The 15,921-nt window shown below is 62.7% G+C and carries 12 protein-coding genes and 1 tRNA gene; 6 read left to right on the top strand and 7 right to left on the bottom strand.

The window, feature by feature from the left end; genetic code table 11:
* Nucleotides 1–91: 91 nt before the first annotated feature.
* Nucleotides 92–165 (bottom strand) — tRNA-Gly (locus Q4G24_RS02950).
* Between the two features lie 45 nt (nt 166–210).
* Nucleotides 211–633 (bottom strand): DUF1489 family protein, encoded by a 423-nt coding sequence (locus Q4G24_RS02945; RefSeq protein ID WP_303365009.1) that lies wholly within the window; start codon nt 631–633, stop codon nt 211–213.
* A 155-nt stretch (nt 634–788) separates the two neighbouring features.
* Here Q4G24_RS02945 and Q4G24_RS02940 point away from each other — a divergent pair, with 155 nt between their 5' ends.
* Nucleotides 789–3,059, top strand: coding sequence for an adenosylcobalamin-dependent ribonucleoside-diphosphate reductase (locus tag Q4G24_RS02940; protein ID WP_303365008.1), 2,271 nt, complete (start codon nt 789–791; stop codon nt 3,057–3,059).
* A 117-nt stretch (nt 3,060–3,176) separates the two neighbouring features.
* On the opposite strand, the gene Q4G24_RS02935 is transcribed toward Q4G24_RS02940, so the two are convergent.
* The 4 genes from Q4G24_RS02935 to Q4G24_RS02920 all read right to left on the bottom strand — a co-directional run bounded on the left by Q4G24_RS02935 (nt 3,177) and on the right by Q4G24_RS02920 (nt 7,382).
* On the bottom strand, nt 3,177–4,244 hold the full coding sequence (locus tag Q4G24_RS02935; RefSeq protein WP_303365007.1) for an Mrp/NBP35 family ATP-binding protein: 1,068 nt from the start codon (nt 4,242–4,244) through the stop codon (nt 3,177–3,179).
* 10 nt (nt 4,245–4,254) lie between these two features.
* Nucleotides 4,255–5,418 (bottom strand): amidohydrolase, encoded by a 1,164-nt coding sequence (locus Q4G24_RS02930; protein ID WP_303365006.1) that lies wholly within the window; start codon nt 5,416–5,418, stop codon nt 4,255–4,257.
* Between the two features lie 91 nt (nt 5,419–5,509).
* A complete protein-coding gene (locus Q4G24_RS02925; RefSeq protein WP_303365005.1) occupies nt 5,510–6,286 on the bottom strand; it encodes a Bax inhibitor-1/YccA family protein in 777 nt (258 codons plus the stop codon).
* A gap of 103 nt (nt 6,287–6,389) precedes the next feature.
* On the bottom strand, nt 6,390–7,382 hold the full coding sequence (locus Q4G24_RS02920; RefSeq protein ID WP_303365004.1) for an NADPH:quinone oxidoreductase family protein: 993 nt from the start codon (nt 7,380–7,382) through the stop codon (nt 6,390–6,392).
* A 202-nt stretch (nt 7,383–7,584) separates the two neighbouring features.
* On the opposite strand from Q4G24_RS02920, the gene Q4G24_RS02915 reads away from it, so the two are divergent.
* From Q4G24_RS02915 to Q4G24_RS02895, 5 genes are all read left to right on the top strand, one after another.
* Nucleotides 7,585–7,947, top strand: a complete 363-nt coding sequence (locus tag Q4G24_RS02915) for a helix-turn-helix domain-containing protein (protein WP_303365003.1) — start codon at nt 7,585–7,587, stop codon at nt 7,945–7,947.
* 78 nt (nt 7,948–8,025) lie between these two features.
* Nucleotides 8,026–8,826: a histidinol-phosphatase gene (gene hisN / locus Q4G24_RS02910; RefSeq protein ID WP_303365002.1), complete on the top strand. Its 801-nt coding sequence runs from the start codon at nt 8,026–8,028 to the stop codon at nt 8,824–8,826.
* Nucleotides 8,827–8,892: 66 nt separating this feature from the next.
* A complete protein-coding gene (gene mgtE, locus Q4G24_RS02905) occupies nt 8,893–10,278 on the top strand; it encodes a magnesium transporter (RefSeq protein ID WP_303365001.1) in 1,386 nt (461 codons plus the stop codon).
* Nucleotides 10,275–10,817, top strand: a complete 543-nt coding sequence (locus Q4G24_RS02900) for a 5-formyltetrahydrofolate cyclo-ligase (RefSeq protein WP_303365000.1) — start codon at nt 10,275–10,277, stop codon at nt 10,815–10,817. The genes mgtE and Q4G24_RS02900 overlap by 4 nt, the downstream gene beginning before the upstream one ends.
* Nucleotides 10,818–11,174: 357 nt before the next feature.
* Nucleotides 11,175–14,798: a vitamin B12-dependent ribonucleotide reductase gene (locus Q4G24_RS02895; protein WP_303364999.1), complete on the top strand. Its 3,624-nt coding sequence runs from the start codon at nt 11,175–11,177 to the stop codon at nt 14,796–14,798.
* A gap of 103 nt (nt 14,799–14,901) precedes the next feature.
* On the opposite strand, the gene Q4G24_RS02890 is transcribed toward Q4G24_RS02895, so the two are convergent.
* Complete coding sequence (locus Q4G24_RS02890; RefSeq protein WP_303364998.1) at nt 14,902–15,828, bottom strand: GlxA family transcriptional regulator; 927 nt, start codon at nt 15,826–15,828, stop codon at nt 14,902–14,904.
* Between the last annotated feature and the right edge of the window lie 93 nt (nt 15,829–15,921).

Here is a 15,921-nt window from a genome sequence, read left to right as displayed (position 1 = left end):
AATGCGCTATCTTGCAGGGGGGATGGTTTTTACGCCACGGCAGGCTGAAAATGCAGCGCCGGCAGGGGCCGGGTTCCGAATGTCAGGATGATGGAGCGGGTGAAGGGAATCGAACCCTCGTCGTCAGCTTGGGAAGCTGCTGCTCTACCATTGAGCTACACCCGCGTCGAAGGGGCTGATACGGCGGGCGGGCGGGCGCGTCAAGAGGGGTCAGCGCAAACCGAATTCAGCCAGTTCGCGGGCGATCTCGGGCGGCAGCGAATCATCATGGGCGCGGGCGGGGGACAGATCGGGCGGCGCGTCGGCAGCGTCCAGATAGCGCCAGCCCTGAAAGGCGCGGCGCGGGGTGGCGGCAACGGGGATCATCTCGCGCCCGATTTTCAGCACGCAGCGGCGGATGCCGTCCTGACCGATGCGCTCTTCCAGCCCGACCAGCGGCTGACGGGCCAGCATCAGCCCTTTGAACACCCAATAGATACTGCCGCCATCCAGCAATTCGGCCTCGCGCTTGGGCCACATGCGGGTGGTGTGTTCGGCGGGGCCATGGCCATAGCGACTGGCTTGCCATGCCGCCAGTTCCTCGGGTGAGGCGCAGCCGACGCAAAGTTTCATCAGGTTCAGTTTGCCAGACATGTTTGCCTGATAGGCTTGTTGTGAGGAAAGGGCAATGACACAATATATAGTGTTGTTGAATTATCTTAACGCAAGTGCTGGAATGGTTCTTGCCAATCCGTCCAGATTGGCTATGACACCGGCCTGACTCTTCCGCCACTGACAGGACGCATCCGATGACCGCCTTTGCCGCCCCCATCGCTGAACAGATCTGGGACATGAAATACCGGCTGAAGGATGCCGAAGGTCACGCCATCGACCAGTCGGTCGAAGATAGCTGGCGCCGCGTCGCCCGTGATCTGGCCCGTGTCGAAACCGACCCCGAGGCATGGGAGCCGCGCTTTTACGAAGCACTGAAGGATTTCAAATTCCTGCCCGCAGGCCGGATTCTGGCCGGCGCCGGCACCGGGCGCAGCGTGACCCTGTTCAACTGCTTTGTCATGGGGACCATCCCTGACAGCATGGGCGGTATTTTCGACATGCTGAAAGAGGCCGCGCTGACCATGCAGCAGGGCGGCGGCATCGGTTATGACTTCAGCACCATCCGTCCGCGCGGGGCCGAGGTGAAGGGCGTGGCGGCGGATGCCTCCGGCCCCCTGTCCTTTATGGATGTGTGGGACGCGATGTGCCGCACGATCATGTCAGCGGGCAGCCGCCGTGGCGCGATGATGGCGACAATGCGCTGCGATCACCCTGATATTGAACGCTTTATCGAGGCGAAACAGGACAGCGCCCGGCTGCGCATGTTCAACCTGTCGGTGCTGATTACCGATCCGTTCATGGAGGCCGTCCGCGCCGATGGTTCGTGGGATCTGACCTTTAACGGCAAGATCTATCACACCGTTCAGGCCCGTGACCTGTGGAACAAGATCATGCGGGCGACCTATGATTACGCCGAACCGGGCGTGATCTTCATTGACCGCATCAACAAGGCCAACAACCTGCATTACGCGGAAACCATTGCGGCGACGAACCCCTGTGGCGAGCAGCCTCTGCCGCCCTATGGGGCCTGTCTGCTGGGGTCGGTAAACCTTGCGCGGCTGGTGAAAGATCCGTTCGGCGCCAATGCTGCGCTGGATGAAGCTGCGCTGGACGAACTGGTGCGCACCGCCGTGCGGATGATGGATAACGTGGTGGATGCCAGCCGCTTTCCGCTGGACCAGCAGGCGCAAGAGGCCGCCAACAAGCGCCGCATCGGCCTTGGCGTGACCGGGCTGGCCGATGCGCTGCTGATGGTGGGCTTGCGCTATGGCGCGCCGGATGCGGTGGAGCAGACGCGGGCATGGATGAAACAAATCGCGCGGGCGGCCTATCTGGCCTCGGTCGATCTGGCGCGGGAAAAAGGTGCTTTCCCGCTGTTCGATGCGAAAGAATACCTGAAATCCGGCTTTATGCAGCGGATGGATGATGACGTGCGCGCGGCCATTGCGGAACATGGTATCCGCAACGCCCTGCTGACCAGCATCGCGCCCACCGGCACCATCAGCCTGTATGCGGGCAATGTGTCCAGCGGGATCGAGCCGGTCTTTGCCTATGCCTATACCCGCAAAGTGCTGCAAAAGGACGGCTCGCGCACCGAGGAGGAAGTCGTCGATTACGCCGTGCAGATGTGGCGTGACAAGATGGGCGACGCCGAACTGCCCGCGCATTTCGTGAATGCGCAGGTGCTGGAACCCTCGGCCCATGTCGCCATGCAGGCGGCGGCGCAGGAATGGGTGGACAGCTCGATCAGCAAAACCATCAACTGCCCCGAGGACATCAGCTTCGAGGCGTTCAAGGATGTTTACCTGCAAGCCTGGGATTTGGGCTGCAAGGGCTGCACCACCTATCGCCCCAATGATGTGACCGGCTCGGTCCTGTCGGTCAGCGAAACCAGCGAAAAAGCACCCGAGGCCGACACCGGGGCCGAAGTCGTCTATCTGACCGACCCGCTGGACCGCCCGGCGGCGCTGGAAGGCTCGACCTATAAGCTGAAATGGCCGGGCAGCGAACATGCCATTTATATCACCATCAACGACATCGTTCACGGCGGCCACCGTCGCCCGTTCGAGGTGTTCATCAACTCCAAGAACATGGAACATTACGCTTGGACGGTGGCGCTGACGCGGATGATCTCGGCGGTGTTCCGGCGCGGCGGCGAGGTGTCCTTTGTGGTCGAGGAACTGAAGGCGGTGTTCGACCCGCGCGGCGGTGCGTGGATGCAGGGCCGCTATGTGCCGTCGATTCTGGCGGCCATCGGCGGGGTGATCGAACAGCATATGGTCAGCACCGGCTTTCTGGCGGGCGAGGGTATGGGCCTGAAATCCGATCCGGCGCTGGAAGCCAATGTTGTCGGTCTGGACAGCCGCCCAAAAGGTCCGGCCTGCCCAAGCTGCGGCCAGTTCGGGATGCGCATGATCGAGGGCTGCATGACCTGCCCGAGCTGCGGCCACTCGAAATGCGGCTGATCTGAACGCGAAGCCGATCTGAAACCAAAAGGCCGGGCGATCTGCGATCCCCGGCCTTTCTTCTTCATCAAAATATCCTCGGGGGTCCGGGGGCAGACAGCCCCCGGTGCCGACGGGTCAGGCAATCCCGGCGGTGATCAGCCCGCGGGCAATGTTCTGAAACACCTGCGCCTGCGGGCTGTCGGGGGCGGCCAGAACGACCGGCGTGCCGCTGTCGCCTGCGACCCGGACGGACAGGTGCAAAGGCACCTCACCCATCAGCGGCACCCCCATCTGCGCGGCCTCCTGCGCGACGCCGCCATGGCCAAAGATATGCTCCTCATGGCCGCAATTGCTGCAAATATGGGTGGACATATTTTCCACCAAGCCAAGGATCGGCACCTTCAGCTTGTGGAACATATCAATCGCCTTGCGCGCATCCAGCAGCGCCACATCCTGCGGGGTGCTGACCACGATGGCCCCGTCCAGCGGGGTTTTCTGTGCCAGCGTCAGTTGCACATCGCCGGTGCCGGGCGGCAGGTCCACGATCAGCACGTCCAGATCGCCCCATTGCACCTGAAACAGCATCTGTTGCAGCGCCCCCATCAGCATTGGGCCGCGCCAGACAAGGGCTTCGTTTTCTGGCACCAGCAGGCCAAGGCTCATCATGGTGACGCCGTGGTTTTGCAGCGGGATGATGGTCTGCCCGTCGGGGCTGGCCGGGCGGCCTGAAACCCCCATCATGCGCGGCTGGCTTGGCCCGTAAACATCGGCATCCAGCAGGCCCACGCGGCGGCCTTGCGCGGCCAGCGCGGTGGCAAGGTTGGCGCTGACCGTGGATTTACCGACCCCGCCCTTGCCCGAGGCCACCGCGATCACATGGCGCACGCCAGGGATCGGCTGCACCGGCGAAGGCTTGGGATGGCCGCCGATTTTCAGGTCCGGTGGCGGCGATTTTTTCGGGGCGCTGCCGGTCATGGCGATCTGCACATCGCTGACACCGGGCAGGGCGGCGACAGCGGCGCGGGCCTGATCCTCCAGCGCACGGAAGGGTGCAGGCTCGGCCTCACCAATATCCAGAACGAAACGGACGTTGCCGCCCTCGACCACCAGCGCGCGAATCAGGTTTTCGGCCACCGGGTTGCTGCCCGAAGGGGTTTTCAGCGCCGAAAGCGCGGTCAGGATCTGGTCTTTGCTTGGGGTCATGGTCTTTGCCTCATGTGGTCAATGCGTGGCTGGCCGCGCGGATCAGAATGGATGCGCCGGGTTCGATCAGAGCATCAGGGAAATCATAGTCAGGGTTATGCAGTGCGGGGCCGCCGCCCGCGCCAAGCAGCAGCATGGCGGTTTTGGAAACTTGTGCGAAACGGCCGAAATCCTCTGAGGCGCGCATCGGCAGATCGCCGGGCGTCACGCTTAGCCCGCTGGTCCGGGCGGCGTCAGCCATGATTGCGGCGGCTTGTGCGTCGTTCTCGCAATGGGTGAAAATATCATGCCAATCTGCGGTCAATCTCAGCCCGTGACGCGCGGCCTGATCCTGCGCCAGTGCCAGCGCCTGATCGGCCAGCGCGGTCATGTCATCGTCGTGATAGCTGCGCAGGGTGGCCCATAACTCGGCCTCGCCCGGTGCGATGCCAAAGGCCGCCTCGCCAAGCCGGGCATGGGTAATCGTGACCAGCCGGAAGCCGGGGGCAGGGCGCGGCATATCCTGCGATAGCGCCGCCAGACCCGGAATCAGCGCCGCCAGCGCCGGGGCGGGCGATACCCCGCTGGCCGGGTCAGAGGCATGGGCGGTCCGCCCCTCCAGCCGCAGTCGCAACCCGCGAGAGGCGCAGTTCATCACCGCTGCCCGCACGGCAGCATGGCCTTGTGCAATGCCGGGCATGTTGTGGATGGCAAAGGCCCAATCGCAGGCGAGCGCGGCAAAATCCGGGTCGGCCAGAACGGCGACGGCACCTGCGCCGGTTTCTTCGGCGGGCTGAAACAGCACCACCACACGGCCCTGCGCAGGGCGGTTGGCGGCAAAGTGGTGCGCCGCGCCCATCAGCATCGCCATATGTCCGTCATGGCCGCAAAGGTGGCCTTTGCCCGGTGTTACAGATCTCCAGTCGGGCGTGCCGGTTTCCGTAATCGGCAGCGCGTCCAGTTCCGCCCGCAGCATGACCGAAGGTTCGCCGCAGCCGAATTGTGCCGCCACCCCATGCCCGCCAAGCCCGGTTATCAGCCGGTCGGGCGACAGCGCCCGCAGCGCCTCTGCGATGGTCGCGGCGGTGGCGCTTTCCCGCCCTGACAGTTCCGGTACGCGGTGCAGCGCATGGCGCAGGGCCGTCAGATCAGCCAGCACGTCAGGGGGCAGCAAGGGGGCGTTCGGCAGCGTCATTGGTCTGATCTAATGCGGGCAGGGCGGAATAAAAAGGTGCGAAACAAAAAGGCCGGGCGCTTGGCCCGGCCTTTGTTTCATGCGGCGATGCTTAGTCGCGGTTGCCCAGAAATTGCAGCAGGAACATGAACAGGTTCAGGAAGTCCAGATACAGTTGCAACGCGCCCATGATTGCGGCTTTGCCAAGGAAATCGCGGTCGGAATTGGCCAGTTGCAGATAGGTGTTCTTGATGTTCTGCGTGTCGAACGCGGTCAGACCTGCAAAGATCAGCACCCCGATGGCCGAGATGGCGAATTGCATCGCGCCCGACTTCAGGAAGATGTTGACGATCGAGGCCACGATCAGCCCGATCAGCCCCATCATCAGGAACGTCCCCATGCCCGACAGGTCGCGCTTGGTCGTATAGCCGTAAAGCGACAGGCCGGCAAAGGCGATGGCAGTAATCAGGAAGGTTTGGATGATCGAGAACGGGGTGTAGCTGATGAAGATCCAGCTGATCGACACGCCCATCAGCGTGGCGAAAGCATAGAACATCAGCGTTGCAGCCTGCACCGACAGGCGGTTCACGGCGGCGCCAAAGGCAAAGACCATCAGCAGCGGCGCAAACATCAGCACCCATTTCAGCGGCGAGGTGTAAACCAGACGACCGAACTCGGTCAGCATGGTGCCATTGCGCAACTGACCGGCCGCCAGCGCGGGATCGGTGGTGGTGGCAAGGCCCGACACCGCCCAGGCGGCAGCCGCCGTGACCAGCATCCCTACGGACATCAGCCCGTAAACCTTGTTCATATGGGCGCGCAGGCCCGCGTCGATCTCGACCTGACGGGTGGTTGCGCCCGTGCGCGGGATCGAATTGAAATCAGCCATCGAATTGCTCCTGGTGGTCGATTGCGTCGGTTTGGCCCGAACGGACCGCTCTGGCGGAATATCGGCAAAGAATGGCCGATTTTCAATGCCGCAGCCGACAGTTTTACAGGGTGATTATAACTTTTCCGACAGAACGGCGCTCAGACAGGGCGTCATAACCCTCGGCCAGCCGGTCCAGCGGCAGGATCAGCCCGTTATGTGGGTGCAGCCGACCTTGCTCATACAGGGCAAAGAGTGCGGTCAGGCTGCTTCGCAGCGCGGCGTGGTCAAGGTCGCGGTAAGCAGCCCAATGGATGCCGTGGATGGTGATGTTCTTGACCAGCGCGTGATTGAGGGGCAGCGCAGGCGTCTTGCCCCCGGCAAAACCGATGACCAGAAAGCGTCCGCCCGGTTTCAGCCCGCCAAATGCTGCCAGCCCCGCGGCGTCGCCCACCGGATCATAGACCACATCCACCCCGCCAAAGGCCCGCAGCGCGGCCCGCAGGTCGGGGGTCTCGTCGCTGTCCAGAACCTCATGCGCTCCGGCGGCGCGGGCGATGGCGCATTTTTCGGCCCCCCGCGCCACGGCGATCACCCGCGCCCCAAGTGCTGCGCCGATTTCCACCGCCGTCAGCCCGACCCCGCCCGCTGCCCCAAGCACCGCCAGCGTTTCGCCGGCTTGCAACCCTGCCCGCAATGTCAGGGCCAGATGGCTGGTGCCATAGGCGATCTGGAACCCGGCGGCATCCTCATAGGGCATCGCATCAGGAAGCGGCAGACAGTCGGCGGCATCAAAGTTTCCGCATTGGGTCAGGCACCCCTGCAACCAGACCGCAACACGGGTGCCGGGGCGCAGGTCCGTGCCAGGGCCTGCGGCCTCGACCTCGCCCGCGCCCTCCAGCCCCGGTGTGAAAGGGGTGGGGGGCGTGTCCTGATAGGTGCCTTTGCGCATCAACAGGTCGGCAAAGTTCAGCGCCGCAGCCCGCATCCGCACCCGGACCTGACCCGGCCCCGGATCACCCAGCGGCAGGTCGTGCAATATCGGCCCTTCGCCCGTGGCAGGGATCAGCGCCGAACGTGACGCAACGGAAACGGACGTGGCGGGTGATTCTGTCATTGATGGGCCTCTTTTCGCCTTGTAAGGGGTGCTAGAAGCGAAACTGAACCGCCTGTAAAGAAAAGAAAAGCCGAACTGAACCGCCAGTTTGGCAACGGACCTGTCTTTTTAGTCAGGTCGTTAAGATTTCGCTTGGTCACACCCTCGAAAAGCGAATCATTCCGGGTTACAAAACCTTGGATTGAGTAAGGGGTGACAAAACATGACCCACGCTGTTGATATCCATGTTGGAAAGCGTATCCGCCATCGCCGCTGGCTGATTGGCATGACCCAGCAGCAATTGGCTGATAAGGTCGGAATCAAGTTTCAGCAAATCCAGAAATATGAAACCGGGATGAACCGGGTGTCGGCATCGCGCCTTTGGGACATTGCGCACGCGATGGATGTTTCTGTCAGTTTCTTTTTTGACGGTCTGGAAGATGGCACTGTGCCACAGCCTGCCGCCGAACATGACATCCTTGGCGACAAAGAGGCGCTGCAACTGGTGCGGGCCTATTACGCCATGCCCGAAAGCCAGCGCCGCCAGATCTTTGAACTGGCCCGCGTGCTGTCGGACGCCGCCTGAACCGATTCGGGCCAGCTTTCCTGCTGGCCTGATCCTGCCCGACGGGGTAAGCCGGACCTGCTGACGCAGGAGGCCCGCATGATCCGTTCCTTTCCCGCCGCCGAGGTTGCTTCCATCCGTGCCGCTGCGCACCGGCTGGCTGATGCTGCGCGGGTGCAGACGTTGGCGCGGTTCCGTAACGATGATCTGGCCACCGATAACAAGCAGGCGGGCGGGTTCGACCCGGTGACAGAGGCCGACCGTGCCGCTGAACGCGCCATGCGGGCGTTGCTGGCGGAATTGCGCCCCGATGATGGGATTCTGGGTGAGGAATATGGCGAACAGCCGGGCCGCTCGGGCCTGCGCTGGGTGCTGGACCCGGTGGATGGCACCCGCGCCTTTATCAGCGGCGCACCAAGCTGGGGGGTGCTGATCGCGGTCGAGGATGCGTCTGGCCCGGTCTATGGGCTGATCGACCAGCCCTATATCGGGGAACGCTTTGAGGGTGGCTTTGGTCATGCCCTGCTGACTGGCCCGCATGGCACCCGCCCGCTGGCGACCTGTGCGCGCGGGCTGGCGGATGCAACCCTGATGACGACCTTTCCAGAGGTTGGCACCGCTGCGGAACGCGCGGGTTTTGACCGGGTGCGCGACCGGGTGCGGCTGACCCGTTACGGGCTGGATTGCTATGCCTATGCGCTGTTGGCGATGGGACAGATTGATCTGGTGATCGAAGCGGGCCTGCAACCTTATGACATCGCCGCGCCGATTGCGGTCATTCAGGCGGCGGGCGGGATCGTCACCAACTGGCAGGGCGGCCCGGCGCATCCCGGTGGGCAGGTGGTTGCCGCCGGTTCCGCTGATCTTCATGCGCAGGCGCTGGCGCTTTTGGCGGGTTGATCGCGCGGGCCTGACCGCCTAAACCGCCCCTGACATCCCACCCATTCCGCTTGATGGAGGCCCGCCGTGACCGACGATACCCGCCGCCGCGAAGCGGATGACGATGACGAATACAGCCCCTCGGCCGAGGTGATCGAACAGATCGTCGAGGCAATCGAGCAGGAAAACCAGCCCGCGCTGGATGAAATCCTTGAGCCGATGCACGCCGCCGACATTGCGGATGTGATCGAGCAGCTTTCCGCAGGCGACCGGCGCGAGTTTCTGAATCTCTATTCCGACGAGATCGACGGCGAAATTCTGTCGGAAATCGACGAATCAATCCGTGACGAGGTGCTGGAACAACTGCCCCCCGAGGTCGTGGCCGAGGCCGTCCGCGAGATGGACACCGACGACGTGGTGGACCTGATCGAAGATATGGACGAGGGCGAACGGCAGGAAATCCTTGCTGCGCTGGACGAATCCGACCGGGTGGCGGTTCAGCAGTCGCTGACCTACCCTGAATATTCAGCGGGCCGTCTGATGCAGTCCGAGGTGGTGACCGCGCCGGAGCATTGGAATGTAGGCGAGACCATCGACTTTCTGCGCAGCGAGGACTGGCTGCCGGAACAGTTCTATCACGTCATTCTGGTGGACCCGCGCCGCCGCCCGGTGGGCTATGTGACCTTGGGCAAGGTGCTGTCCTCGGGGCGTTATACCAAGCTGCGCGACATCACCGAGGACAGTTTCCGCACCATCCACGTTGAGCAGGATGAGGGCGATGTCGCCTTTGCCTTCAACAAATACCACCTGATTTCCGCGCCTGTGGTGGATGACGCCGACCGGCTGGTGGGGGTTATCACCATCGACGACGCCATGTCGGTGCTGGACGAGGAACATGAGGAAGACATCCTGCGCCTTGCCGGTGTGGGTGATGATTCCAGTATTTCGGATACGGTGGCGGAAACCGTGCGTCAGCGGATTCCGTGGCTGGGGGTGAATATCCTGACCGCGCTGCTGGCAGCGACAGTGATCTCGGTGTTCGAGGATTCCATCGCCCGGCTGGTGGCGCTGGCGGTGCTGATGCCGATTGTGGCCTCAATGGGCGGCAATGCGGGGACGCAGACGCTGACCGTGGTGGTGCGCGGTCTGGCAACCAAGACGCTGACCGAATCGAATATGTGGCGCATCATCCGCCGCGAGGCCGCTGTGGGGCTGACAAATGGCGCGACCTTTGCCGTGGTGATGGCGGCCGTGGCCTTTATCTGGTTCCGCGATCCGGCATTAAGCATGGTGATCGCCGTGGCCATGATTATCAACCTGACGGTGGCCGCGCTTGGCGGGATTCTGGTGCCGCTGGCGCTGGACCGGGCCGGGGCAGATCCGGCGCTGGCCTCGCCAACCTTTGTCACAACACTGACGGATGTGATTGGGTTCTTTGCCTTTCTGGGGCTGGCCACGCTGGTTCTGCTGTGAAGGATCAGGCCCGCCGTGCGGCGCTGGCGGCGCGTCGGGCGCGGGGGGACCAGATTGCCGCTGACCGCTTTCTGTCTCAGGCGCTGGTTCCTTATGCGGGACAGGCTCTGGCCGGGTTCTGGCCGATGGGCGATGAAATCGACCCTCGCGCAGCGATGACCGTCCATTCCGGCCCGCTCTGCCTGCCGGTGGTGCCGGGCCGTGCGGTGCCGCTGATCTTTCGCCGCTGGCAGCCGGGCGATGCGCTGGAGGCCGGGCCGATGGGAACCAGCCACCCCGGCGAGCAGGCCCCGCAGATCACCCCACAAGTGCTGATCGTGCCGCTTTTGGCCTTTGATGCAGGCGGCAACCGGCTGGGCTATGGCGGCGGCTATTACGACCGCACGCTGGCGCAATTGCGGGCGGCGGGGCCGGTCGTGGCCATCGGTTTCGCATGGGCCTGTCAGCAGCAGGACGCTTTGCCACTGGAACCGACCGATCAGCCGCTGGATCTGATCGTGAGTGATGCCGGGGTGATTCTGCCGCGACGCAGCAATTGAGCCGCTTTCGCCGGGGGTAATCCGGGAACAACCTATGCGCGAAATCTGATCGTCCGGGGTGCGGCGAAAAACCGCTCTGATCCGATTCGGGCGGTTTGTCCTGCAAAACCCCGCCAGCATTGGAAAAACACGAAACATAGGGTGCGGCAGGGGGCGCGGAACAATATCTTGCGGTGTTGTCAAACAAACAATGCGCTTGTTTGCGTGATCCGATTGCGTCAGGTTGTGCAGGCAAGGCCGCCGACCCACAATATCTGGTGGCATCGTCAGAAAACAGATGCAGAGCTTTGGGCCGCTGTTGCGATGGCAACCGCCGGTCGCGGGCGGCTGCGCGTAACGGGACAGAAGGAACAGGATATGCGGATCGCGCGTCGTTTTACGACCGAGAAATCGGGTGCCTATGGCGAGATTGACTTCACCACCACCACCAGCGAAATCCGCAATCCTGACGGCACCATCGTGTTCCGCAATGACTCGGTTGAGGTGCCGGCGGGCTGGTCTCAGGTCGCCTCTGATGTGATCGCGCAGAAATATTTCCGCAAAGCGGGCATCCCGGCGGCGCTGAAACGGGTCAAGGAAAAGGGCGTGCCAGAGTTCCTGTGGCGCTCGGTCCCCGATGATGAGGCGCTGGCCGGTCTGCCTGAGGACGCGCGTTTCGGCGGCGAAACCAGCGCCCGGCAGGTGTTCGACCGTCTGGCCGGTGCCTGGGCCTATTGGGGCTGGAAGGGCGGCTATTTCACCGCTGAATCCGACGCCCGCGCCTATTATGACGAGATGCGCTTCATGCTGGCCCGGCAGATGGCTGCGCCGAACAGCCCACAATGGTTCAACACCGGGCTGCATTGGGCCTATGGCATCGATGGTCCGTCGCAGGGGCATTATTATGTCGATTACAAGACCGGCAAGCTGGTCAAATCCGACAGCGCCTATGAACACCCGCAGCCGCACGCCTGCTTTATCCAGTCGGTCAGCGACGATCTGGTGAACGAAGGCGGCATCATGGATCTGTGGGTGCGTGAGGCGCGGCTGTTCAAATACGGGTCCGGCACCGGCACCAATTTTTCCAGCCTGCGCGGCGAGGGGGAAAAGCTGTCGGGCGGCGGCAAGTCCAGTGGCCTGATGGGGTTCCTGAAGATCGGCGACCGCGCGGCGGGTGCGATCAAATCCGGCGGCACCACGCGCCGGGCCGCGAAAATGGTGATCTGCGACATGGATCACCCCGATATTGAACAGTTCATCAACTGGAAGGTGATCGAGGAACAAAAGGTCGCCTCTCTGGTCGCCGGTTCCAAGATGCATGAGGCGCGGCTGAACGAGATTTTTGCCGCGATCCGTGAATGGGATGGCAGCATGGATGATGCCACCGACCCGGCAAAGAACGCGGGGCTGAAAACCGCGATCCGTGCCGCGAAACGTGCGATGATCCCGGAAACCTATATCAACCGCGTTCTGCAATATGCACGGCAGGGGTTTGATTCCATTGAGTTCCCGACCTACGATACGGATTGGGACTCTGAGGCCTATATCAGCGTTTCGGGGCAGAACTCGAACAACTCGGTTCGGGTGACGGATGCGTTCCTGAAAGCTGTGCGTGACGATGCGCCGTGGGAATTGCTGCGCCGCACCGATGGCAAGGTCGCCAAGACCGTCAATGCCCGTGAATTGTGGGATCAGATCGGCCATGCCGCATGGGCTTGCGCCGACCCCGGCATCCAGTTCCACGACACGGTGAACGCATGGCATACCTGCCCGGAGGATGGCGCGATCCGCGGGTCGAATCCGTGCAGCGAATATATGTTCCTTGACGATACCGCCTGCAACCTTGCCTCGATGAACCTGCTGACCTTCCTGCATGACGGTCAGTTCGATGCGGGCGGCTATATCCACGCGACGCGGCTGTGGACGGTGACGCTGGAAATCAGCGTGCTGATGGCGCAATTCCCGTCCAAGGAAATCGCGCAGCGGTCCTATGATTACCGCACGCTTGGGCTTGGCTATGCCAATATCGGTGGCTTGCTGATGAATATGGGCCTTGGCTATGACAGCGATCAGGGCCGCGCGCTGTGCGGGGCGCTGACCGCGCTGATGACCGGCGTGTCCTATGCCACCAGCGCCGAGATGGCGGGCGAGCTGGGTGCTTTCCCCGGCTATGCGCGCAATGCCGACCACATGCTGCGGGTGATCCGCAACCATCGTGCAGCGGCCCATGGCAGCGGTGCTTATGAAGGGGTGAATGTCGCGCCGGTGGCGCTGGATGCGGTGAACTGCCCCGACCAACAGCTTGTCAGCCTGGCCCGCACCGCCTGGGACGAGGCCCTGACCTTGGGCGAGGAGCACGGCTTCCGCAACGCGCAGGCCACGGTGATCGCGCCGACCGGGACCATCGGTCTGGTCATGGACTGCGACACCACCGGGATCGAGCCTGATTTTGCGCTGGTCAAGTTCAAGAAACTGGCAGGCGGCGGTTATTTCAAGATCATCAACCACTCGGTTCCCGCCGCGCTGGAGGTTCTTGGCTATTCCAGCGCCGAGATCGAGGAAATCATCGCCTATGCTGTCGGCCATGCCAGCCTTGGCAATTGTCCCGGCATCAACCACGCGGCGCTGGTCGGCCATGGCTTCGGCCCGCGTGAGCTGGAAAAGATCGACGCCGCGCTGGCTTCGGCCTTTGATATCCGCTTCGTGTTCAATCAATGGACCTTGGGTGAGGCGTTCTGCCGCGAAACCCTTGGTATTCCGGCGGAAAAGCTGAACGATCCAACGTTTGATCTGCTGCGCCACCTTGGCTTTGACCGTGCGCAGATCGACGCTGCCAATGACCACGTTTGCGGCACAATGACGCTGGAGGGTGCGCCCTTCCTGCGGCCCGAACACTATGCGGTGTTTGACTGCGCCAATATTTGCGGCAAGCGCGGCACCCGCTACCTGTCGGTTGACAGTCATATCCGCATGATGGCGGCGGCGCAGTCGTTCATCAGCGGCGCGATTTCCAAAACTATCAACATGCCCAATGACGCCACCATTGCCGATGCGCTGGCGGCTTATGAGCTGTCCTGGTCGCTGGGGATCAAGGCGAACGCGCTGTATCGGGATGGCTCGAAACTGTCGCAGCCGCTGGCCAGCGCGCTGGTCGAGGATGATGAGGACGCCGCCGAAATCCTTGAAACCGGCAGCCCGCAGGAAAAGGCGGCGGTGATTGCCGAAAAGGTGGTCGAAAAGATCATCGTCAAGGAAATGGTCCGCAGCCACCGCGAAAAGCTGCCCAGCCGCCGCAAGGGCTATACGCAAAAGGCCGTCGTCGGTGGGCATAAGGTTTACCTGCGCACCGGGGAATATGACGACGGTGCGCTTGGCGAAATCTTCATCGACATGCACAAGGAAGGCGCGGGCTTCCGGGCGATGATGAACAATTTCGCCATCGCGGTGTCGGTTGGCCTGCAATATGGTGTGCCGCTGGAGGAGTTCGTGGACGCCTTTACCTTCACCCGCTTTGAACCGGCGGGGATGGTGCAGGGCAATGACAGCATCAAGAATGCCACATCTATTCTGGATTATGTGTTCCGCGAACTGGCTGTGTCCTATCTGGACCGCACCGATCTGGCGCATGTGAAACCGCAGGGCGCGCGGTTTGACGATATGGGCGGCGGCGAGGACGAAGGCCGCAATATCGCACCTGTGTCCGAGGAAAAATCCCGCAGTCTTGAGATGCTGAAACAGATCAGCTCGACCGGCTATCTGCGCAAGCGTCTGCCGCAGGATCTGATGATGCTGCAAACCACTTCTGCGGTGGCGCTGGATACCGGCAGCGGCACGGCGGTGGCTGAAACCGGCACCATCGCGGTGTCAATGGACGCCCGTGCCAAGGCCAAGATGCAGGGCTATGAGGGAGACCCCTGCGGTGAATGTGGCAACTACACGCTGGTGCGCAACGGCACCTGTATGAAGTGCAATACTTGCGGCGGCACCAGCGGTTGCAGTTAACAGGTTAACGCCGCGCCATCCGGGCAACCGGGTGGCGAACCTCTCGGGCAGTCGCGCAGAAGACGCGGGAACGGGTCGCCTGACGGGCGACCCGTTTCATATTTCAGCCCATCGCTCGAAAGCGTCGCCGGTAAGCCCCCGGTGTCAGCCCGGTGATACGCTGGAACAGTTTGCGAAACGCAGCCGGATCACGATAGCCGACAGCCCATGCGATGCTGTCAATGGGTTGTGTGGTGGATTGCAATATCTGACGTGCGCGGTCGATCCGCAGGCGCTGTGCATATTCGGTCGAGGTCATTCCTGTGGCCTTCTGGAACCGGCGCAAAAAGGTGCGTTCTTCCAACCCGGCGCGGGCCGCCAGATCGGGCAGGCGGGCATTGTGACCGTCGGTGTCCTGCAACCAGTGCTGCACCTTCAGGATGGCTGCGTCGCCGTGGTTCAGGCGGGGGGCGAAGTTGCTGTAGAATCGCTGCTCGCGTCCCGGCGGGTCGATCAGAAGTATCTGCGCCGTGGCCAGCATGACCTGTGTCCCAAGAAGGCGGTCCACCAGCACCAGCCCCAAATCGGTCCATGCCATCATCCCGCCTGCGGTGATCAGCTTGCCTTCATCGACGATCAGCCGGTCGGCATCCAGTTCAACCTTTGGAAAACGTGCGGCAAAATCGCTGGTGTAGGCCCAATGTGTTGTGGCCCGGCGGCCGTTCAGAAGTCCGGTTTCGGCCAGCAGAAACGCGCCCGCGCAGACCGAGGCCAGCACCGCTCCGCGCTCATGCGCCGCCAGCAGCCCCGGAACCAGCGGTTCAGCCGCCGTGGTGCTGATCGGTGCGGCCAGTGAGGGCGGCAGGATGATCACATCTGGCAGCGGCTCGGGCCGTGGGGCGTTGAGGTCGCACAGATGCAGAACCTCAAGCCGGGGCAGGGTGGTCGCAGCCTGTTGGCCCGCAATGGCGAACAGGTCGGCCAGCCCCAGCAGCGCGGCTTGCTGTGCTGCCGGATAATGCAGCAGGCCAATGCGGATGGTATCGGTCATGGCGGCCTCTTTGTCGGTATTACCTCGGATTATGTCGATAGCGCCAATGGTGATGCAAGCCGCTTTTGCCCACATACAGGGCAAAGAACAGGA

The sequence above is a fragment of the Paracoccus sp. (in: a-proteobacteria) genome, assembly GCF_030538695.1.
Classification (GTDB): domain Bacteria; phylum Pseudomonadota; class Alphaproteobacteria; order Rhodobacterales; family Rhodobacteraceae; genus Paracoccus.
This window is presented reverse-complemented; position numbering and strand designations above follow the sequence as displayed.

Bases quoted from the DNA above. Each gene is read 5' to 3' on its own strand.
- Q4G24_RS02945 (WP_303365009.1), bottom strand. From the start codon at position 633: ATGTCTGGCAAACTGAACCTGATGAAACTTTGCGTCGGCTGCGCCTCA.
- Q4G24_RS02940 (WP_303365008.1), top strand. From the start codon at position 789: ATGACCGCCTTTGCCGCCCCCATCGCTGAACAGATCTGGGACATGAAA.
- Q4G24_RS02935 (WP_303365007.1), bottom strand. From the start codon at position 4,244: ATGACCCCAAGCAAAGACCAGATCCTGACCGCGCTTTCGGCGCTGAAA.
- Q4G24_RS02930 (WP_303365006.1), bottom strand. From the start codon at position 5,418: ATGACGCTGCCGAACGCCCCCTTGCTGCCCCCTGACGTGCTGGCTGAT.
- Q4G24_RS02925 (WP_303365005.1), bottom strand. From the start codon at position 6,286: ATGGCTGATTTCAATTCGATCCCGCGCACGGGCGCAACCACCCGTCAG.
- Q4G24_RS02920 (WP_303365004.1), bottom strand. From the start codon at position 7,382: ATGACAGAATCACCCGCCACGTCCGTTTCCGTTGCGTCACGTTCGGCG.
- Q4G24_RS02915 (WP_303365003.1), top strand. From the start codon at position 7,585: ATGACCCACGCTGTTGATATCCATGTTGGAAAGCGTATCCGCCATCGC.
- hisN (WP_303365002.1), top strand. From the start codon at position 8,026: ATGATCCGTTCCTTTCCCGCCGCCGAGGTTGCTTCCATCCGTGCCGCT.
- Q4G24_RS02895 (WP_303364999.1), top strand. From the start codon at position 11,175: ATGCGGATCGCGCGTCGTTTTACGACCGAGAAATCGGGTGCCTATGGC.
- Q4G24_RS02890 (WP_303364998.1), bottom strand. From the start codon at position 15,828: ATGACCGATACCATCCGCATTGGCCTGCTGCATTATCCGGCAGCACAG.